We start from the raw sequence: 17,783 nt of genomic DNA, 5'->3' as shown, positions 1-17,783 counted from the left end.
GGCTGCCGTGCGGCATGCGATGGCCATCGTCCTGCCGTTGTGCTGATTTTGGGTATCGTCGCTATTCCCTGCGCAATTTGACCACGGTCTCAGCCGGAGAGGAATTACTCCTCGCTGAACAAATCGCCGCCATGCATGTCGATCATTTCCAGTGCTTTACCGCCGCCGCGCGCTACGCAGGTCAGCGGATCTTCTGCGACTACCACCGGAATACCGGTCTCTTCCATCAGCAGACGATCCAGGTTACGCAGCAGCGCGCCGCCACCGGTCAGCACCATACCGCGCTCGGAGATGTCAGACGCCAGCTCCGGCGGGCACTGCTCCAGCGCGACCATCACGGCACTGACGATACCGGTCAGTGGCTCCTGCAGCGCTTCCAGGATTTCATTCGAGTTCAGCGTAAAGCCACGCGGCACGCCCTCAGCCAGGTTACGGCCGCGCACTTCGATCTCGCGCACTTCGTCACCCGGATAAGCAGAACCGATCTCATGCTTGATACGCTCTGCGGTGGCTTCACCAATCAGCGAGCCGTAATTACGGCGCACGTAGTTAATGATAGCTTCATCGAAGCGATCGCCACCAATACGCACAGAAGAAGAGTAAACCACGCCGTTCAGGGAGATAACCGCGACTTCGGTCGTACCGCCACCGATATCCACCACCATCGAGCCGGTCGCTTCTGACACTGGCAGACCCGCGCCGATTGCCGCGGCCATGGGTTCTTCAATCAGGAACACTTCACGGGCACCGGCGCCCTGCGCCGATTCGCGGATGGCACGACGTTCAACCTGGGTTGCACCGACCGGCACGCACACCAGCACGCGTGGGCTGGGGCGCATAAAGCTGTTGCTGTGCACTTGCTTGATGAAGTGCTGGAGCATTTTTTCAGTCACGAAGAAGTCGGCGATAACGCCATCTTTCATCGGACGGATAGCTGCGATGTTACCCGGCGTACGGCCAAGCATCTGCTTTGCATCATGACCAACAGCCGCTACGCTCTTTGGGGAGCCGGCGCGATCCTGACGAATGGCAACCACAGAAGGCTCGTTCAGCACGATGCCTTGTCCTTTTACGTAAATCAGGGTATTCGCGGTACCCAGGTCAATGGACAAGTCATTGGAAAACATGCCACGAAATTTTTTAAACATACTAAGGGATAATCCTGCAAGCTGGGGGCGGAAAATAAAATCCGCCTACTTTACCAACCACGCGAAGCCGCTACAAGGCGCAAAAACGTTCTGCTTCGGTGAAAAACCAGGCTGAATAATTTTTCGCGGCGGTGCTGCCGTCCGACACCGGCGTTAAACGGCGCTAAGCTGCCGCTCTAAACGCAAATTCACCCGCCGGTCGCGGGTGAATTCCGACATAAAATCTAACATTTCCCGCCGCCGATCGCGCCGGCTGCGCACGGCATAAAGGCGAAAAATAGCCGCCTGCTGCCGTATCTGTGGCTGACGCGCTAAATCCGGTAACGTTGCGAGTGTTTCTTCACATTACTGTTCACCGGCAGCGAAGGGGCAAAAAAGTCGCCCTGGCCGCCCGCGACGCCCAGCCCGGCCAGCGTTTGCCACTCCGCGCGCGTGCGTACACCGGCGGCAAAGACTTTGGTGGGCGTGGATTTACACACTTCCAGCAAACTTTGCACGAACAGCTGATTTTCTGTACGGCGCTCAATGTTGCGAATCAGGCCCGGATCGAGCTTGATCAGCTCAATCGGGAACTGCTTGATGTAAGCGCTACTCACCACCGTTAATCCGGCCTGATCTACCGCAATCCGACAGCCAAACGCGGTCAGCATGCGGAAAACCGGCACTAAACGATTGATGTGTTGACAAACATCCGCCTCAGCAAGTTCAAATAAAAATCGTTTTCTTTGCGATTTACTGCACTGCAGCAGCAATTTTTGCAGCCAGCGCTGGAACGGCCGTTGCAGCAGCGAATCGATATTCACCGGCAGCGCCAGCGTTTCATCCGGCCAGACCTCCGACAGCGCCGCAATACGCATGACCAGCTGGCGATCCCAGCTGTCGGCCATGCCAAGCTGCAGCACCAGCGGCATGAACTCTGCCGACACCACCTCTTTATCGCCGTCGAACACGCGCGCCAGCATTTCACGGTGATGCACTTTGCCGTCCAGCAGCACCGCCGGTTTCTGGTACAGACGCGGGCCGCCGCGGTTCACGGTGTTTTCCAGCAGGGTGCGCCAGCGCACGCTGCCGCGCCCCATCTCCAGCGTATTGCCCTCGCCCACCGACCAGTTGTTGCCGCCCTGCAGCGCCGCCCGGCGCGTGGCCAGTTCGACATTCTCCATCACCTGCGACACCGACTCGCCGCTGCGCCAGGCGCTGATGCCAATGTGGATCAGGTCATCGCGATCCACCATGCGCATCGGCGGCAATGAATCCACCGCGTTGATCAGCTGGTCGGCAATGCTGTTGGCCTCTTTCAAAGTGCGGTGCGGCAGCAGTACGGCAAAGTCGCTGCGGAAATAGCGCGCCAGCAGCGCACCCGGATAGCGCAGCACGAAAGTGGAGAGCATGTTCACCAGGTCGAACAGGTATTCATCGACCAGCGTCGGCCCGAGGGTTTCATGTAGGGTGTCGAGGTCCGGCAGCCGCACCATCATCACCACACCGTGCGTACCAACGTCTTCCTGGTCTTCCAGCAACGTGGCCAGCTGGTTATCGAAAAACAGGCGATTATTCAGGCCGGTACGCGAATCCTGCGCGGCAAAGGTGCGGATTAATGTGTCGATACGCAGACGCTGCTCACCGGCTTCCTGTAAATCCCCCAGCAGCAGATCGATAGCGCGGCTGGCTTTCGGCGGCCATTCGGCGATGGTATCGCTGCGCGGCGCGCGCTCGCCAGCCAGAATACGCTCCGCGCGCGCCTCCAGCCGCTCCATATGCTGCCAGCGGCGGTTAAGCCAGCGGTGCGTCATCACCAGCAGTGCCGACATGATCGCCACCACCGTCAGCAGGATAATCAGCGTGTAGGCACCGGTGAACGAGCGGAACCAGGTTTTGGCGGGATCGAGCACCACCACGCGCAGCGCCATGCCCGGCGCGTGCACCAGCGGCACATCCAGTTGAATGAAACGATTGGGCTCGTCTTCCAGCATCGGATTTTCATGGCGCGCGAGGCGGAACAGCACGGTATCATCGTGATGCAGTTCCAGCTGTTCGGCATTGATGACGGGCATCAGGCGCGTCAGCCACTGCGTCAGTTCCTGCGGTGACTGGTTTGCCAGCGCTTTATCGACTTCCGTCGCCAGCGTCTGTACACGGTTCTCTACGCGCTGCTGCGACAGCCAGATAAAACTAAAAGCGCAGCCTACCAGCATCAGTAACATCGCCAGTAAGCTTAATAAGGTAATAAACGCAGAAAACTTGGTTGTTAATCGCATCCCTGTGCCTGTATCACTGCGGTTTATGAACGCCAGCCAACGGTTCGCGCCAGCCGCGCTGGTGCAAACCTGAGCAAATTATCACAATTACCGATCCAAATCAGCGCCCGCCCGGCGCCGGGTTTCGCCACCCTGCGGCGCGAGTATAACGTCAAAGTGTGAAGCGCTGCCTTCCGGGGCGGCTTTTTCGTCCTATTCTCAACAGAACGCACCGGCCAGGAAATTTCACATTTTGCCAGCGAAAGTGGCGCGCCGGGCAGCATTTGATCATGCTAGCTGCAGTTAATCGATTTGCCGGAGAACGCCATGAAGCGCAAGCACATCCTTACCGAAGCCGATGTTACGCCGGAAAGCATTTTTAATCTGCGCCGCCGCCAGGTGCTGAAAGCGCTGGGGCTTGGCGCTGCCGCGGCCAGTCTGCCCGGCGGCGCACAGGCCGATGTGCTGAGCTGGTTTAAGGGCAATGACAGGCCGCCGGCGCCTGCCGGACGCGATCTGCAGTTCAGTAAACCGGCCCAGTGGCAGGCGGACCTGCCGCTGACGCCGTTTGATAAAGTCGCTGGCTACAACAACTTCTACGAATTTGGTCTCGACAAAGCCGATCCCGCCGCCAATGCCGGCACGCTGAAAACCGACCCGTGGCAATTGCGCATTGAGGGCGAAGTGGCGAAGCCGATGACGCTGGATATGGACGACATCTTCAAGCGTTTCGCCATGGAGCAGCGTATCTATCGCATGCGCTGCGTTGAAGCCTGGTCGATGGTAATTCCCTGGGTAGGCTTTGAACTCAACAAGCTGCTGAAGCTGGCTGAACCCAACAGCAATGCCCGCTATGTCGCCTTCCAGACGCTATACGCGCCCGATCAGATGCCGGGACAAAAGGACCGCTTTATCGGCGGCGGGCTGGATTATCCCTATGTTGAAGGCTTGCGGCTGGACGAAGCGATGCATCCGCTGACGCTGCTCAGCACCGGCGTTTACGGCAAAGCGCTGCCGCCGCAAAACGGCGCGCCGATTCGCCTGACGGTGCCGTGGAAATATGGCTTCAAAGGGATTAAGTCGATCGTCAAAATTACCCTGATGCACGATCGTCCGCCCACCACCTGGAGCCAGATCGCCGCCAACGAGTATGGCTTCTACGCTAACGTGAATCCGCACGTCAACCACCCGCGCTGGTCGCAGGCGACTGAGCGCTTTATCGGTGCGGGCGGCATTCTCAAGGTGGAACGCCAGCCGACGCTGCTGTTCAACGGTTATGCTAAAGAGGTGGCCTCGCTGTATCGCGGTCTCGATTTACGGGAGAACTACTGAGTGCGCCTGACATTACGCCACGTTACGCTGCTGAAAGTGGTGCTGCATCTGGCGGCGTTTCTGCCGCTGGTGTACCTGTTTCTGGCGGCAAATCAGGGCTGGCTGAGCGCCGATCCGGCGAAAGATATCCAGCATTTTACCGGCCGCATGGCGCTGAAGCTGCTGCTGGCGACGCTGCTGGTAAGCCCGCTGACGCGTTATCTGAAGCAGCCGCTGCTGATTCGTACCCGCCGGCTGCTCGGCCTGTGGTGCTTTGCCTGGGCCTGTCTGCATCTCACCAGCTACTATCTGCTGGAACTGGGCTACGATCATCTGCGATTACTCGGCAGTGAGATTGTCTCGCGCCCCTATTTGTTACTGGGCATGATCAGCTGGATTATTCTGTTTGCTCTCGCCATCACCTCTTTTCAGCGCGCCCAGCGCAAACTGGGACGCCGCTGGCAAACGCTGCACAACGGCATCTATCTGGTCGCGATCCTCGCGCCTGTCCACTATCTTTGGTCAGTGAAAGTGCTGTCACCGCAGCCGTGGATTTATGCCCTGCTAGCGCTGGCGCTGTTAGGCTGGCGTTACAATAAGTTGCGTAAACTTCTGCGCCGATAATCCCCGCAAGGTTGTTTTCCTGCTGCGAGATCTGTTAAAAGGTGTGGCCTTCGGGCCTCGCCGGATCAACTTCGCAGATAAGACCAGTATTTTGCTGCGAATTGCCTCGAAACGGATATAATGCCCGGCTTTATTGCAAGCGAAGTCTTCTTTTTCACTCTGAAGAGTGACAAATGAAGGATGTCGCGGTATTTTACGCGATGCCTCACTGATTGCAGGAGATAGCCGCAAGATGGCGCATAAATTTCACATACTGCTGTTAAACGGACCCAACCTGAACCTGTTGGGAACGCGCGAGCCTGACAAGTATGGTCACACGACGCTGGCGCAGATTGTCAGCGATCTGACGCAACAGGCCGACCAGCACCATGTGAAATTGAGTCATTTGCAATCGAACGCGGAATACCAGCTGATTGATCGTATTCACGAAGCCCGCGGCAACGTCGATTACATCATCATCAACCCGGCTGCGTTTACGCACACCAGCGTTGCCCTGCGCGATGCGCTGTTGGCGGTTAGCATTCCTTTTATTGAGGTGCATCTCTCAAATGTGCATGCACGCGAACCGTTCCGACATCACTCCTATCTTTCCGATGTATCTGCCGGCGTCATCTGTGGACTGGGCGCCGACGGCTACTCGTGGGCTTTACAAACGGCCGTAAAACGCCTGTCACATTCCAATTAAACAGAGTACGGAACCACACTCATGGATATTCGTAAAATTAAGAAACTGATCGAACTGGTTGAAGAGTCCGGCATCGCTGAGCTGGAAATCTCTGAAGGCGAAGAGTCGGTTCGCATCAGCCGTTCACCTGCCAATGTCGGTTACCCTATGATGCAGCAGGCTTATGCTGTTCCGGCTCCACAGCCTGCGCTGGCTGCTGCGGTTGCACCTGCTGCTGCGCCTGTCGCTGCAGAAGCGGCTAAACCTGAAGTCAGCGGCCACATCGTGCGTTCGCCGATGGTCGGTACTTTCTATCGTACCCCAAGCCCGGACGCCAAAGCGTTTGTAGAAGTGGGTCAGAAAGTGAACGCTGGCGACACCCTGTGCATCGTTGAAGCGATGAAAATGATGAACCAGATCGAAGCCGATAAATCCGGCGTTGTGAAGGCGATCCTGGTGGAAAGCGGCCAGCCGGTTGAATTCGACGAGCCGCTGGTCGTCATCGAATAACGAGGCGAAGCATGCTGGATAAAATTGTCATTGCTAACCGTGGTGAGATTGCGCTGCGCATTCTGCGTGCCTGTAAAGAACTGGGCATCAAGACTGTGGCGGTACACTCCACGGCAGACCGCGACCTGAAGCACGTGCTGCTGGCGGACGAAACCGTCTGCATCGGCCCGGCGCAGTCGGTCAAAAGTTATCTTAATATCCCGGCGCTGATCTCCGCCGCCGAAATCACCGGCGCGGTTGCGATCCACCCGGGCTACGGCTTCCTCTCTGAGAACGCCGATTTCGCCGAGCAGGTTGAGCGCTCTGGCTTTATCTTTATCGGTCCGAAAGCCGACACCATTCGCCTGATGGGCGACAAAGTGTCAGCGATCAACGCGATGAAAAAAGCCGGCGTACCGACCGTACCAGGCTCTGACGGTTCGCTGACCGACGACATGGAGAAAAACCGTGCCATCGCTAAGCGCATCGGCTATCCGGTGATCATCAAAGCCTCTGGCGGCGGCGGCGGTCGCGGTATGCGCGTTGTGCGCAGCGACAAGGATCTTGAGCAGTCCATCAACATGACGAAAGCGGAAGCCAAAGCGGCTTTCAACAACGACATGGTGTACATGGAGAAATTCCTCGAGAATCCACGCCACATCGAGATTCAGGTTCTGGCCGATGGTCAGGGCAACGCCATCTATCTGGCCGAGCGTGACTGCTCCATGCAGCGTCGCCACCAGAAAGTGGTCGAAGAAGCGCCAGCACCGGGCATCACGCCGGAACTGCGTCGCTACATCGGCGAGCGCTGCTCTAACGCCTGCGTAGAGATCGGCTATCGCGGTGCCGGTACGTTCGAGTTCCTGTATGAAAACGGTGAGTTCTACTTCATCGAGATGAACACCCGTATTCAGGTGGAACATCCGGTCACCGAGATGATCACCGGCGTCGACCTGATCAAAGAGCAGCTGCGTATTGCTGCCGGTCAGCCGCTGTCCATCAAACAGGAAGATGTGGTGGTGCGCGGCCATGCGGTCGAGTGCCGTATCAACGCCGAAGACCCAAACACCTTCCTGCCGAGCCCGGGCAAGATCACCCGTTTCCACGCGCCAGGCGGTTTTGGCGTGCGCTGGGAATCGCACATCTATGCCGGCTACAGCGTGCCGCCGTATTACGACTCAATGATTGGTAAGCTGATCACCTACGGTGAAAACCGTGACGTGGCCATCGCGCGCATGAAAAATGCGCTGGCGGAACTGATCATCGACGGTATCAAGACCAACGTCGATCTGCAGATGCGCATCATGTCCGACGAAAACTTCCAGCAGGGTGGTACTAACATCCACTATCTGGAGAAAAAACTCGGCCTGCACGAGAAGTAAGCGCAGCGCAGAGCAATGCAGAGGCCGGTTAAACCGGCCTTTTTCATTTTTGTTGCCTTTGAGGTTGCATGATGGATGGGCGTTTTTTGCAAGCTAACAAAGAGGCGCGCTGGTCACTGTACCTGACGCTGGCGTACCTCGCCGTCTGGGGCGCGTCCGCCTGGCTCGGCGGCACGCAAAGCGGTATCACCGGCTTACCGCGCTGGTTTGAGTTCTCCTGCGTGTTCGCCCCGCTGCTGTTCATCGGCCTGTGCTGGCTGATGGTACGCGTGGTGTTCCGCGACATGTCTCTGGAGGACCACGATGGAAACTGAAATCATTCTGCCGCTGCTGGCCTATCTGGTGGTGATCGCCGGGCTGTCGGTGTTCGCCATGCGCAAGCAGCGTCAGGGCAACTTCCTCACCGAATATTTCCTCGGCAGTCGCTCGATGGGTGGCTTTGTGCTGGCGATGACCATCACCACCACCTACATCAGCGCCAGTTCATTTATTGGCGGACCCGGTGCGGCGTATAAATACGGCCTGGGCTGGGTGCTGCTGGCGATGATTCAGGTGCCGGCGGTCTGGCTGTCGCTCGGCGTGCTGGGCAAAAAATTCGCGATTCTGGCGCGACGCTACAACGCCGTGACGCTCAACGACATGCTGTATGGCCGCTATCGCAGCCCGCTGCTCATCTGGCTGGCCAGCATCAGCCTGCTGGTGGCGTTTATTGGTGCCATGACGGTGCAGTTTATTGGCGGCGCGCGCCTGCTGGAAACCGCTGCCGGCATTCCTTATGACACGGGCCTGCTGATTTTTGGCGGCACTATCGCGCTGTACACCGCGTTTGGCGGCTTCCGCGCCAGCGTGCTCAACGATGCCATGCAAGGGCTGGTGATGCTGATTGGCACCTTCCTGCTGCTGTTTGCCGTCATCCATCAGGCAGGCGGACTGGAAACGGCGGTCACCAAACTGCGCAGTATCGATCCGCAGCTGGTGTCACCGGAAGGCGTCGGCAACGTCATCAATCCAACCTTCCTCAGTTCGTTTGCCGTACTGGTGTGCTTTGGCGTGATTGGGCTGCCGCATACCGCCGTGCGCTGCATCTCCTACAAAGACAGCAAAGCGATGCATCGCGGTATCATACTCGGCACCATCGTGGTGGTGATACTGATGCTCGGTATGCATCTGGCCGGCGCACTCGGTCGCGCGGTACTGCCGGATCTGGCGATTCCGGATCGCGTGATCCCGACGCTGATGATCACCGTGCTGCCACCGATGGCGGCTGGCGTGTTCCTCGCGGCGCCAATGGCGGCGATCATGTCGACGATTAACGCGCAGCTGCTGCAATCGTCCGCTACGCTGATCAAAGATCTTTACCTGCGTATCGCGCCGCAGCACAGCGAGAACGAGGCGCGTCTGCGGCTGCTCTCCGGCACCATCACCTTTGTGCTCGGCCTGCTGCTGCTGCTGGCGGCCTGGAATCCGCCAGATATGATTATCTGGCTCAACCTGCTGGCGTTCGGTGGCCTTGAAGCGGTCTTTCTGTGGCCGCTGGTGCTGGGACTGTACTGGGAGCGCGCCAATGCGGCGGGCGCCATCAGTGGCATGGTGGTGGGAGCCGGATGCTATACGCTGCTTGCCAGCCTGAAAATCGAACTGTGGGGTTTTCACCCTATCGTGCCATCGTTGACATTAAGCCTGCTGGCCTTCCTGGTGGGTAATCTGTTCGGCAGCGCGCCTGACGCACGCGATGCTGCCCTGGAATAAAAGAGAAACGCTATGCCATGGATTCAAATCAAAATTAACAGCACCGGCGAGCACGCCGAAACCCTCAGCGACGCGCTGATGGACGCCGGTGCGGTGTCAGTCACCTTTCAGGACACGCACGACAACCCGGTGTATGAGCCGCTGCCAGGTGAAACCCGCCTGTGGGGCGATACCGATGTGACTGGCCTGTTCGACGCGGAAACCGCCATGGACGACGTAGTGGCCGAACTGAGCCAGCATCCGCTGCTGGGATCGGGTTTCCGCCATAAGATCGAACAAATCGAGGATAAAGACTGGGAGCGCGAATGGATGGATAACTTCCATCCGATGCGCTTCGGTGAACGCCTGTGGATCTGCCCCAGCTGGCGCGACGTGCCGGATCCGGATGCGGTTAACGTGATGCTTGATCCCGGTCTGGCCTTTGGTACCGGCACCCATCCCACCACGTCGCTGTGTCTGAGCTGGCTGGATGGTCTCGATCTGCAGGGCAAAACGGTGATCGATTTCGGCTGTGGCTCCGGCATTCTGGCCATCGCCGCGCTGAAACTCGGCGCAGCTCAGGCGATCGGCATTGATATCGATCCGCAGGCGATCCAGGCCAGCCGCGATAACGCGGAGCGCAACGGCGTGGCCGACCGCCTGTCGCTGTATCTGCCACACCAGCAGCCGGAAAACCTGCAGGCGGATGTGGTGGTCGCCAATATCCTCGCCGGTCCGCTGCGCGAACTGGCGCCGCTGATTGGCGTGCTGCCGAAAGCCGGCGGCCATCTCGGCCTGTCCGGCGTGCTGGCCAGCCAGGCGGAAAGCGTGTGTGAAGCCTATGCGGAGCGCTTTGCGCTGGACGCCGTGGCGGAAAAAGAAGAGTGGTGTCGCATCACTGGCGTGCGCCGCTAACCGACGCATGGGCCAGCAACTGCTGGCCCGATTTTGCCCGCCTGAGACCTGTCTCAAATCCCCGCCAGCCCCGTTTTCCTGCCGTTTCTTTACATTGAAATCATTAGACTGCTGCACCAGGCGATAGCGCTATCCCTGTTAACCGTGCCGTGCGCGGCACATAACATTGATATATCGCTTAGTGAATAAATGATGATGAAAAGCAAACACACACTGATCGCTCTGCTGCTGGCAGCAGCGCCTTTTGCTCACGTTCAGGCTGCCGCCTGGGATTATGCTCAGCCACAGCAGTGGGGCGACCTGTCCCCTGATTTTCACGTCTGCAAGCAGGGCGTGAATCAGTCGCCGATTGATATTCGCCAGGCGCTGCATGCCAGTCTGCCGGCGCTGACGCTGGAACTGCAGGCGCGCCAGGCCGCGATTGTTAACAACGGCCACACCGTGCAGATCAACCTGCAGCAGGGCGATACGCTGACGCTGGACGGCGAGACCTTCACGCTGAAGCAGTTCCACTTCCATACCCCGAGCGAAAACCTGATCGACGGCAAACGCTATCCGCTTGAGGGCCACTTTGTATTCAGTGACGAGCAGCAGCAGCTGGCGGTCATCGGGGTGATGTTCGAAGCCGGTGCGGCAAATCCGGTACTGACGACGCTGCTGGATACGCTGCCGGCGCAGGTCAATCAGCCGGCTACGCTGCAGCAGGATGTCGATATTACGCCACTGCTACCCGCCGATCGCCGTTACTACCGCTTCAGCGGTTCACTCACCACGCCACCGTGCAGTGAAGGCGTGCGCTGGCTGGTGATGAAGCAACCGGTAACGGCTTCCACACAGCAGCTGCAGGCCTTTAGCGCGGTGCTGGGTGAACACGGTAACAGCCGCCCGGTGCAGCCGCTCAATGGCCGGCTGGTGGTTGAGTAACGAAATACTCACCAAACGTAAATAAACCGTTCACTTTTCAATCATATCACCGCCATTTCTCTTGCCGATTCGCGGAAGTGGCGGTTTTTATGTTGTGATTCAGCGCATATTTTTGGAAAAACTTTTGCTCACAATTTCAGCGTATTTTTGTAATGCACTGAATTTAAACAAGTAATGATGAATACCCCGCTGCTAAGCCCCATTTCCCTGATCTTAAACGGCGAATTGTTCAAAGTTTGGCCTTTCATCTTCCGGAAAAAATGCGTAATATACGCCGCCTTGCGAACAGTTAGGGTCACTTCTTTTTCATGCGCATTGGACATCACCAGCTACGTAATCGACTCATCGCTGCGCCTATGGCCGGAGTATCCGACAAGCCATTTCGCACCCTGTGTTATGACAACGGCGCCGGTATGACTGTCTCCGAGATGCTGTCATCGAACCCGGAAGTCTGGGCCAGTGACAAATCACGTTTGCGTATGGTGCATAGTGACGAGCCCGGTATTCGCGCCGTGCAAATTGCGGGTTGCGATCCCGATGAGATGGCCGCCGCCGCGCGCATTAATGTTGCGTCCGGTGCACAGGTTATCGACATCAACATGGGCTGCCCGGCTAAAAAAGTGAATCGTAAGATGGCAGGTTCAGCGCTGCTGCAGCATCCGCAGCTGGTGGAGTCAATCCTCCGTGCGGTGGTGAACGCAGTCGATGTACCGGTTACGCTGAAGATTCGCACCGGCTGGGACAAAGAAAATCGTAATTGTGTAGAGATTGCCCAATTGGCTGAACGCTGTGGTATTCAGGCCCTGACCATTCATGGCCGCACGCGCGCCTGTTTATTTGAAGGGCAAGCTGAATACGACAGCATTCGGACAGTTAAGCAGAGCGTCGCTATTCCGATTATCGCGAATGGTGACATTACTGACCCGCACAAAGCCAGGGCAGTGCTCGACTACACCGGAGCCGATGCTCTGATGGTGGGACGCGCTGCTCAGGGAAGACCGTGGATCTTCCGGGAAATCCAGCATTATCTGGACACAGGGGAGCTGCTGGCACCGAAGCCGCTGGCTGAAGTGAAGCATATGCTGATTGGACACATACGGGAGCTGCACGACTTTTACGGTCAGCGCAAGGGATACCGTATTGCCCGAAAACACGTTTCCTGGTATTTGCAGGAAAGTGCCCCTGACGACCAGTTTCGGCGCACATTCAACGCCATAGAGGATGCCAGCGAACAGCTGGAGGCGTTGGAGGCATACTTCGAAAATCTTGCGTAAACGAAATAAAGAGCTGAAAGAACTATGTTCGAACAACGCGTAAATTCTGACGTACTGACCGTTTCTACCGTTAACTCACAGGATCAGGTGACGCAAAAGCCTCTGCGTGATTCGGTTAAACAGGCACTGAAGAACTATTTTGCTCAACTGAACGGTCAGGATGTAAGTGACCTGTATGAGCTGGTACTGGCTGAAGTCGAGCAGCCTCTGTTGGACATGGTGATGCAGTATACCCGTGGCAACCAGACCCGCGCTGCCCTGATGATGGGCATCAACCGCGGTACGCTGCGTAAAAAGCTGAAAAAATACGGCATGAACTAAGCGGTCTGGTTCATTGCTGCGATAACGCCAGCCCCCGGGCTGGCGTTTTTGTTTGTCTTTCCCGCCTGTTAACACCGCATGAAACGATTATCGTCAAAATGGTAACGATAGTTGCAATCGCCAGCGTGATAGCTCATCTCTCTCAGGGCTGCTGCCCTGCCCTGTTTTTGCGCAGATGAAATTGTCCCGATTCGCCTGCAGCCCGCTTTGTTTGTGATCCTGAACCGGTTCAGCGGTAATTCTTCTGTGCCGTACAGCTGCTGGTGAGCGTTAGCTCACACTGCTTCCATATAGTGAAACTTTTTGCACTATTTGTGATCGTGGCGACTCGTCATGCTGCCTTTTGGTGCGCGATAGTAGCGACAACTTTCCGGATACGTCCGTTTATTAAAAGATCTTTCCAGTGAATTCAGGATTCTGCAAACCTGGCATCAGCTTTGCAGTGTCGTGGATGGCCAAACGCCACAGAAAGAAATAAGCGCACAGTAAAGTGCGCGCAAACATAACAACACACGATCTCGCCACACAGGATGCTTTATGAAAAAGATGATGCTTTCCACCCTGATTGCTGCCGCCTCGCTGTTCGCCGTGACCCAGCAGGCGCACGCAGGCACCACGCTGGACGCCATTAAGAAAAAAGGGTTTATACAGTGCGGTATCAGCGATGGTCTGCCAGGGTTCTCCTACGCTGACGCCAGCGGTAAATTCACCGGTATCGATGTTGACGTGTGCCGCGCTGCCGCCGCTGCGGTCTTCGGCGATGCCAGCAAAGTAAAATACACCCCGCTGACGGCGAAAGAGCGCTTCACCGCGCTGCAGTCAGGCGAAGTCGATATTCTGTCACGTAACACCACCTGGACTTCATCACGCGACGGCGGTATGGGCTTCCTGTTCGCTGGCGTGAACTACTATGACGGCATCGGCTTCCTGACCCACAAGAAAGCAGGTCTGAAAAGCGCTAAAGAGCTGGATGGCGCCACCGTGTGTATCCAGGCCGGTACCGACACCGAGCTGAACGTGGCGGACTACTTTAAAGCCAACAAAATGCAGTACACGCCGGTCACCTTCGACCGCTCTGATGAATCCGCTAAAGCGCTCGACAGCGGCCGCTGCGATACCCTCTCTTCTGACCAGTCACAGCTGTACGCACTGCGCATCAAACTGGGCAAACCGGATGACTTCATCGTACTGCCAGAAGTGATTTCAAAAGAGCCGCTGGGCCCGGTCGTGCGTCGCGGTGATGATGACTGGTTCACCATCGTGAAATGGTCGCTGTTCGCTATGCTGAATGCCGAAGAGATGGGCATCAGCTCGAAGAACGTCGATGAGATGGCGGCGAAACCTACCACGCCAGATATGGCACACCTGCTGGGCGCTGAAGGTGATTTCGGTAAAGACCTGAAGCTCGACAACAAATGGGCGTACAACATCATCAAGCAGGTTGGCAACTATCAGGAAGTGTTCGATCGTAACGTTGGTAAAGACAGCGCGCTGAAAATTGCACGTGGCCAGAATGCGCTCTGGAACCAGGGCGGCATCCAGTACGCTCCACCAGTGCGTTAATTGTCTCCTGCCAGTCGGGCACCGCATCCTGCGGTGCCCACGCGTATTCTTCACTGAGGTTTTAACATGTCGCAACGCCCAACCGTGAAAAGGGATTTTTCGTTCGGTAATCCTACGGTTCGCGCCTGGCTTTACCAGATTGTCGCGATTGTGGCGGTGTTTGCTGTGGTGGGTTATCTGATCCACAACACGGTGATCAACCTTGCCAATCGCGGTATCACCTCCGGCTTTGGCTTTCTTGAGCGCAACGCCGGTTTCGGCATCGTCCAGCATCTGATCGATTACAGCGAAGGCGATACCTACGCGCGCGTGTTTATGGTCGGGTTAACCAACACCCTGCTGGTCTCCGCACTCTGTATTGTCTTCGCCTCCATCCTCGGCTTCGCCATCGGTCTGGCGCGCCTGTCGGATAACTGGCTGCTACGCAAGCTGTCGACCATTTATATCGAGACGTTCCGTAATATCCCGCCGCTGCTGCAAATCTTCTTCTGGTACTTTGCCGTGCTGCGTAATCTGCCGGGCCCGCGTCAGGCGCTGAACGCGTTCGATCTGGCTTTTGTCAGCAACCGCGGTCTGTATATACCGTGGCCGGAGTATGCGCCCGGCACCTGGCCATTCCTGATCGCGCTGGCGATTGCCATCGCCGCCAGCGCCGCGCTGTTCCGCTTCAACCGCAAGCATCAGCTGAAAACCGGTCAGCTGCGCCGCACCTGGCCCGCTGCGGCCGGTTTAATTGTGCTGCTGCCGCTGATCGCCCATACGCTGTTTGGTGCCGCCACGCACTGGGATGTGCCCGAGCTGCGCGGTTTCAACTTCCGCGGTGGCTTTGCCATGATTCCGGAACTGGCAGCGCTGACGCTGGCACTGTCGATCTACACCTCTTCCTTTATTGCTGAGGTGATTCGCGCCGGGATTCAGTCAGTACCGCATGGTCAGAGCGAAGCGGCACGTTCGCTCGGGCTGCCCAACCCGGTTACGCTGCGTCAGGTGATCATTCCGCAGGCGATGCGCGTGATTATCCCGCCGCTCACCAGCCAGTACCTTAACATCGTAAAAAACTCCTCGCTGGCGGCCGCGATCGGCTATCCGGATATGGTGTCGCTGTTTGCCGGCACCGTACTGAATCAGACCGGCCAGGCAATTGAAACCATTGCCATCACCATGGCGGTTTATCTGATTATCAGTCTGCTCATTTCGCTGCTGATGAACCTCTATAACCGCAAAATTGCGCTGGTTGAGCGTTAAGAGAACGGAACCATTATGTCTGTGACCACACACGAAACGCCGCCGGTGTCGGGCAATCCACTGGGTAAAGCCTGGCTCTGGGCGCGTAAAAACCTGTTCTCCAGCTGGCTGAATACGCTGCTCACGTTACTCAGCCTGTGGATTATCTGGAGCGTTATCCCGCCGGCGCTGAACTGGTTGATCTTCCAGGCTAACTGGATTGGCGAAACCCGTGCGGACTGTACGAAAGCGGGCGCCTGCTGGGTCTTTATCCACGCACGCTTTGGCCAGTTCATGTACGGGCTCTATCCGCATGAGCTGCGCTGGCGCATCAATCTGGCGCTGGTGATTGGCCTGCTGTCGATTGTGCCGATGTTTATCAAATCCATGCCGCGCCGCGGCCGCTATATCGCCTGCTGGGCGGTGATCTATCCGGTCGTCGTCTGGCTGTTGCTGTATGGCGGCTATTTCGGGCTGGATCGCGTGGAAACGCGCCAGTGGGGCGGCCTGACGCTGACGCTGATTATCGCATCTGTCGGCATTGCCGGGGCGCTGCCGCTCGGCATTCTGCTGGCGCTGGGCCGCCGCTCTAAAATGCCGGTGGTGCGCACCCTGTCGGTGATTTTCATTGAGTTCTGGCGTGGCGTACCGCTGATTACCGTGCTGTTCATGTCTTCAGTGATGCTGCCGCTGTTTATGGCGGAAGGCACCACGATAGACAAACTGGTGCGTGCGCTGGTTGGCGTGATCCTGTTCCAGTCGGCGTATGTCGCGGAAGTGGTGCGCGGCGGGCTGCAGGCCCTGCCTAAAGGCCAGTACGAAGCGGCAGAGTCGCTGGCGCTCGGCTACTGGAAAACCCAGGCGCTGGTGATTTTACCGCAGGCGCTCAAGCTGACCATTCCCGGTCTGGTGAACACCATCATCGCGCTGTTTAAAGATACCAGCCTGGTGATCATCATCGGCCTGTTCGATCTGTTCAGTAGCGTGCAGCAGGCAACCGTCGACCCTACATGGCTGGGTATGTCGACTGAAGGCTATGTCTTCGCTGCACTGGTTTACTGGATCTTCTGTTTTAGCATGTCGCGCTATAGCCAGTATCTGGAGAAGCGCTTTCACACCGGGCGTAAATCGCACTGAGGTTTTACATGACACAAACAATGACAACGGCGGCTAACGCCATGATGATTACGCTCGAAAACGTGAACAAATGGTACGGGCAATTCCACGTGCTGAAAGATATCAACCTGCAGGTGAAACCGCGCGAGCGTATCGTGCTGTGCGGCCCTTCGGGTTCCGGTAAATCCACCACCATTCGCTGCATCAACCATCTGGAAGAGCATCAGCAGGGACGGATTGTTGTAGACGGCATCCACCTGAATGATGACGTACGCAATATTGAACGCGTGCGCACTGAAGTCGGCATGGTATTCCAGCACTTCAATCTTTTCCCGCATCTGACCGTCCTGCAGAACTGCACGCTGGCACCGATGTGGGTACGCAAGATGCCAAAGAAAGAGGCCGAAGAGCTGGCGATGCACTATCTGCAGCGCGTGCGCATTGCTGAGCATGCCCATAAGTTTCCCGGGCAGCTCTCTGGCGGTCAGCAGCAGCGCGTGGCCATCGCCCGTTCGCTGTGTATGAAGCCGAAGATTATGTTATTCGATGAACCCACCTCCGCGCTTGATCCTGAGATGGTTAAAGAGGTGCTGGATACCATGATCGGCCTGGCGGAAGACGGAATGACGATGCTGTGTGTGACGCATGAGATGGGCTTTGCGCGTACGGTTGCCGATCGGGTGATCTTCATGGATCGCGGTGAAATCGTGGAGATGGCGCCGCCGGAGGAGTTCTTTGCGAATCCGAAATCCGAGCGGACCCGGGCGTTTCTGTCGCAGGTTATCCACTAAGCGAACACGATTCGCCGCATCATTCAGCCCTTGCCAGCCTGGCAGGGGCTTTTTTTATGCCTGTGGATTTTA

Annotated in this window: 17 protein-coding genes; 15 read left to right on the top strand and 2 right to left on the bottom strand. The window is 57.2% G+C overall.

The genetic code is table 11. From position 1 onward, the window contains the following. Positions 1–104: 104 nt before the first annotated feature. Both mreB and csrD read right to left on the bottom strand, forming a co-directional pair. A complete protein-coding gene (gene mreB / locus C1N56_RS01780; protein WP_003855260.1) occupies positions 105–1,148 on the bottom strand; it encodes a rod shape-determining protein MreB in 1,044 nt (347 codons plus the stop codon). A 311-nt stretch (positions 1,149–1,459) separates the two neighbouring features. Then, positions 1,460–3,406, bottom strand: a complete 1,947-nt coding sequence (gene csrD, locus C1N56_RS01775) for an RNase E specificity factor CsrD (protein ID WP_059011525.1) — start codon at positions 3,404–3,406, stop codon at positions 1,460–1,462. Positions 3,407–3,712: 306 nt separating this feature from the next. Here csrD and msrP point away from each other — a divergent pair, with 306 nt between their 5' ends. The 15 genes from msrP to C1N56_RS01700 all read left to right on the top strand — a co-directional run bounded on the left by msrP (position 3,713) and on the right by C1N56_RS01700 (position 17,711). After that, positions 3,713–4,717: a protein-methionine-sulfoxide reductase catalytic subunit MsrP gene (gene msrP, locus C1N56_RS01770; RefSeq protein WP_394517034.1), complete on the top strand. Its 1,005-nt coding sequence runs from the start codon at positions 3,713–3,715 to the stop codon at positions 4,715–4,717. Beyond that, positions 4,718–5,320, top strand: coding sequence for a protein-methionine-sulfoxide reductase heme-binding subunit MsrQ (gene msrQ / locus C1N56_RS01765; RefSeq protein WP_021508155.1), 603 nt, complete (start codon positions 4,718–4,720; stop codon positions 5,318–5,320). A 232-nt stretch (positions 5,321–5,552) separates the two neighbouring features. Then, the gene (gene aroQ / locus C1N56_RS01760; RefSeq protein ID WP_021508156.1) at positions 5,553–6,005 is read left to right on the top strand and encodes a type II 3-dehydroquinate dehydratase; all 453 of its coding nucleotides are present in this window, start codon (positions 5,553–5,555) and stop codon (positions 6,003–6,005) included. Between the two features lie 21 nt (positions 6,006–6,026). Further along, positions 6,027–6,494: an acetyl-CoA carboxylase biotin carboxyl carrier protein gene (accB, locus tag C1N56_RS01755; RefSeq protein WP_058759883.1), complete on the top strand. Its 468-nt coding sequence runs from the start codon at positions 6,027–6,029 to the stop codon at positions 6,492–6,494. An 11-nt stretch (positions 6,495–6,505) separates the two neighbouring features. Further along, positions 6,506–7,855: an acetyl-CoA carboxylase biotin carboxylase subunit gene (gene accC / locus C1N56_RS01750; protein ID WP_159377413.1), complete on the top strand. Its 1,350-nt coding sequence runs from the start codon at positions 6,506–6,508 to the stop codon at positions 7,853–7,855. Between the two features lie 71 nt (positions 7,856–7,926). Continuing rightward, positions 7,927–8,169 (top strand): YhdT family protein, encoded by a 243-nt coding sequence (locus C1N56_RS01745; RefSeq protein WP_104188182.1) that lies wholly within the window; start codon positions 7,927–7,929, stop codon positions 8,167–8,169. Beyond that, entirely contained in the window at positions 8,159–9,604 is a 1,446-nt protein-coding gene (panF, locus tag C1N56_RS01740; protein ID WP_104188180.1) for a sodium/pantothenate symporter, read from the top strand. Before C1N56_RS01745 ends, panF begins: the two co-directional genes overlap by 11 nt. A gap of 12 nt (positions 9,605–9,616) precedes the next feature. Then, positions 9,617–10,498, top strand: a complete 882-nt coding sequence (gene prmA / locus C1N56_RS01735; RefSeq protein WP_021508161.1) for a 50S ribosomal protein L11 methyltransferase — start codon at positions 9,617–9,619, stop codon at positions 10,496–10,498. 195 nt (positions 10,499–10,693) lie between these two features. After that, a complete protein-coding gene (locus C1N56_RS01730; RefSeq protein ID WP_282996005.1) occupies positions 10,694–11,422 on the top strand; it encodes a carbonic anhydrase in 729 nt (242 codons plus the stop codon). Positions 11,423–11,730: 308 nt separating this feature from the next. Then, entirely contained in the window at positions 11,731–12,696 is a 966-nt protein-coding gene (gene dusB, locus C1N56_RS01725) for a tRNA dihydrouridine synthase DusB (protein WP_040679767.1), read from the top strand. Between the two features lie 24 nt (positions 12,697–12,720). Beyond that, a complete protein-coding gene (gene fis / locus C1N56_RS01720; protein WP_003855228.1) occupies positions 12,721–13,017 on the top strand; it encodes a DNA-binding transcriptional regulator Fis in 297 nt (98 codons plus the stop codon). Between the two features lie 537 nt (positions 13,018–13,554). Next, the gene (locus C1N56_RS01715; RefSeq protein WP_058759887.1) at positions 13,555–14,580 is read left to right on the top strand and encodes an amino acid ABC transporter substrate-binding protein; all 1,026 of its coding nucleotides are present in this window, start codon (positions 13,555–13,557) and stop codon (positions 14,578–14,580) included. Between the two features lie 66 nt (positions 14,581–14,646). Beyond that, a complete protein-coding gene (locus C1N56_RS01710) occupies positions 14,647–15,825 on the top strand; it encodes an amino acid ABC transporter permease (RefSeq protein ID WP_021508165.1) in 1,179 nt (392 codons plus the stop codon). A gap of 15 nt (positions 15,826–15,840) precedes the next feature. Further along, entirely contained in the window at positions 15,841–16,941 is a 1,101-nt protein-coding gene (locus tag C1N56_RS01705) for an amino acid ABC transporter permease (RefSeq protein WP_058759888.1), read from the top strand. 8 nt (positions 16,942–16,949) lie between these two features. Then, positions 16,950–17,711 carry an amino acid ABC transporter ATP-binding protein gene (locus C1N56_RS01700; RefSeq protein WP_058759889.1) on the top strand — a complete coding sequence of 254 codons (762 nt, stop codon included), beginning with the start codon at positions 16,950–16,952 and terminating at the stop codon, positions 17,709–17,711. Positions 17,712–17,783: the final 72 nt, after the last annotated feature.

Source organism: Pantoea sp. SGAir0175 (genome assembly GCF_043547855.1).
The sequence above is the reverse complement of the archived record's forward strand: the minus strand, read 5'-3'. Positions and strand labels throughout refer to the sequence as shown.

What these genes read in the sequence shown, in the direction of transcription:
- dusB (WP_040679767.1), top strand. Translation starts at nt 11,731, where the DNA reads ATGCGCATTGGACATCACCAGCTACGTAATCGACTCATCGCTGCGCCT.
- C1N56_RS01715 (WP_058759887.1), top strand. Translation starts at nt 13,555, where the DNA reads ATGAAAAAGATGATGCTTTCCACCCTGATTGCTGCCGCCTCGCTGTTC.
- prmA (WP_021508161.1), top strand. Translation starts at nt 9,617, where the DNA reads ATGCCATGGATTCAAATCAAAATTAACAGCACCGGCGAGCACGCCGAA.
- C1N56_RS01700 (WP_058759889.1), top strand. Translation starts at nt 16,950, where the DNA reads ATGACACAAACAATGACAACGGCGGCTAACGCCATGATGATTACGCTC.
- aroQ (WP_021508156.1), top strand. Translation starts at nt 5,553, where the DNA reads ATGGCGCATAAATTTCACATACTGCTGTTAAACGGACCCAACCTGAAC.
- panF (WP_104188180.1), top strand. Translation starts at nt 8,159, where the DNA reads ATGGAAACTGAAATCATTCTGCCGCTGCTGGCCTATCTGGTGGTGATC.
- csrD (WP_059011525.1), bottom strand. Translation starts at nt 3,406, where the DNA reads ATGCGATTAACAACCAAGTTTTCTGCGTTTATTACCTTATTAAGCTTA.
- fis (WP_003855228.1), top strand. Translation starts at nt 12,721, where the DNA reads ATGTTCGAACAACGCGTAAATTCTGACGTACTGACCGTTTCTACCGTT.
- C1N56_RS01710 (WP_021508165.1), top strand. Translation starts at nt 14,647, where the DNA reads ATGTCGCAACGCCCAACCGTGAAAAGGGATTTTTCGTTCGGTAATCCT.
- accC (WP_159377413.1), top strand. Translation starts at nt 6,506, where the DNA reads ATGCTGGATAAAATTGTCATTGCTAACCGTGGTGAGATTGCGCTGCGC.
- mreB (WP_003855260.1), bottom strand. Translation starts at nt 1,148, where the DNA reads ATGTTTAAAAAATTTCGTGGCATGTTTTCCAATGACTTGTCCATTGAC.
- msrP (WP_394517034.1), top strand. Translation starts at nt 3,713, where the DNA reads ATGAAGCGCAAGCACATCCTTACCGAAGCCGATGTTACGCCGGAAAGC.
- C1N56_RS01730 (WP_282996005.1), top strand. Translation starts at nt 10,694, where the DNA reads ATGAAAAGCAAACACACACTGATCGCTCTGCTGCTGGCAGCAGCGCCT.
- C1N56_RS01705 (WP_058759888.1), top strand. Translation starts at nt 15,841, where the DNA reads ATGTCTGTGACCACACACGAAACGCCGCCGGTGTCGGGCAATCCACTG.
- C1N56_RS01745 (WP_104188182.1), top strand. Translation starts at nt 7,927, where the DNA reads ATGGATGGGCGTTTTTTGCAAGCTAACAAAGAGGCGCGCTGGTCACTG.
- accB (WP_058759883.1), top strand. Translation starts at nt 6,027, where the DNA reads ATGGATATTCGTAAAATTAAGAAACTGATCGAACTGGTTGAAGAGTCC.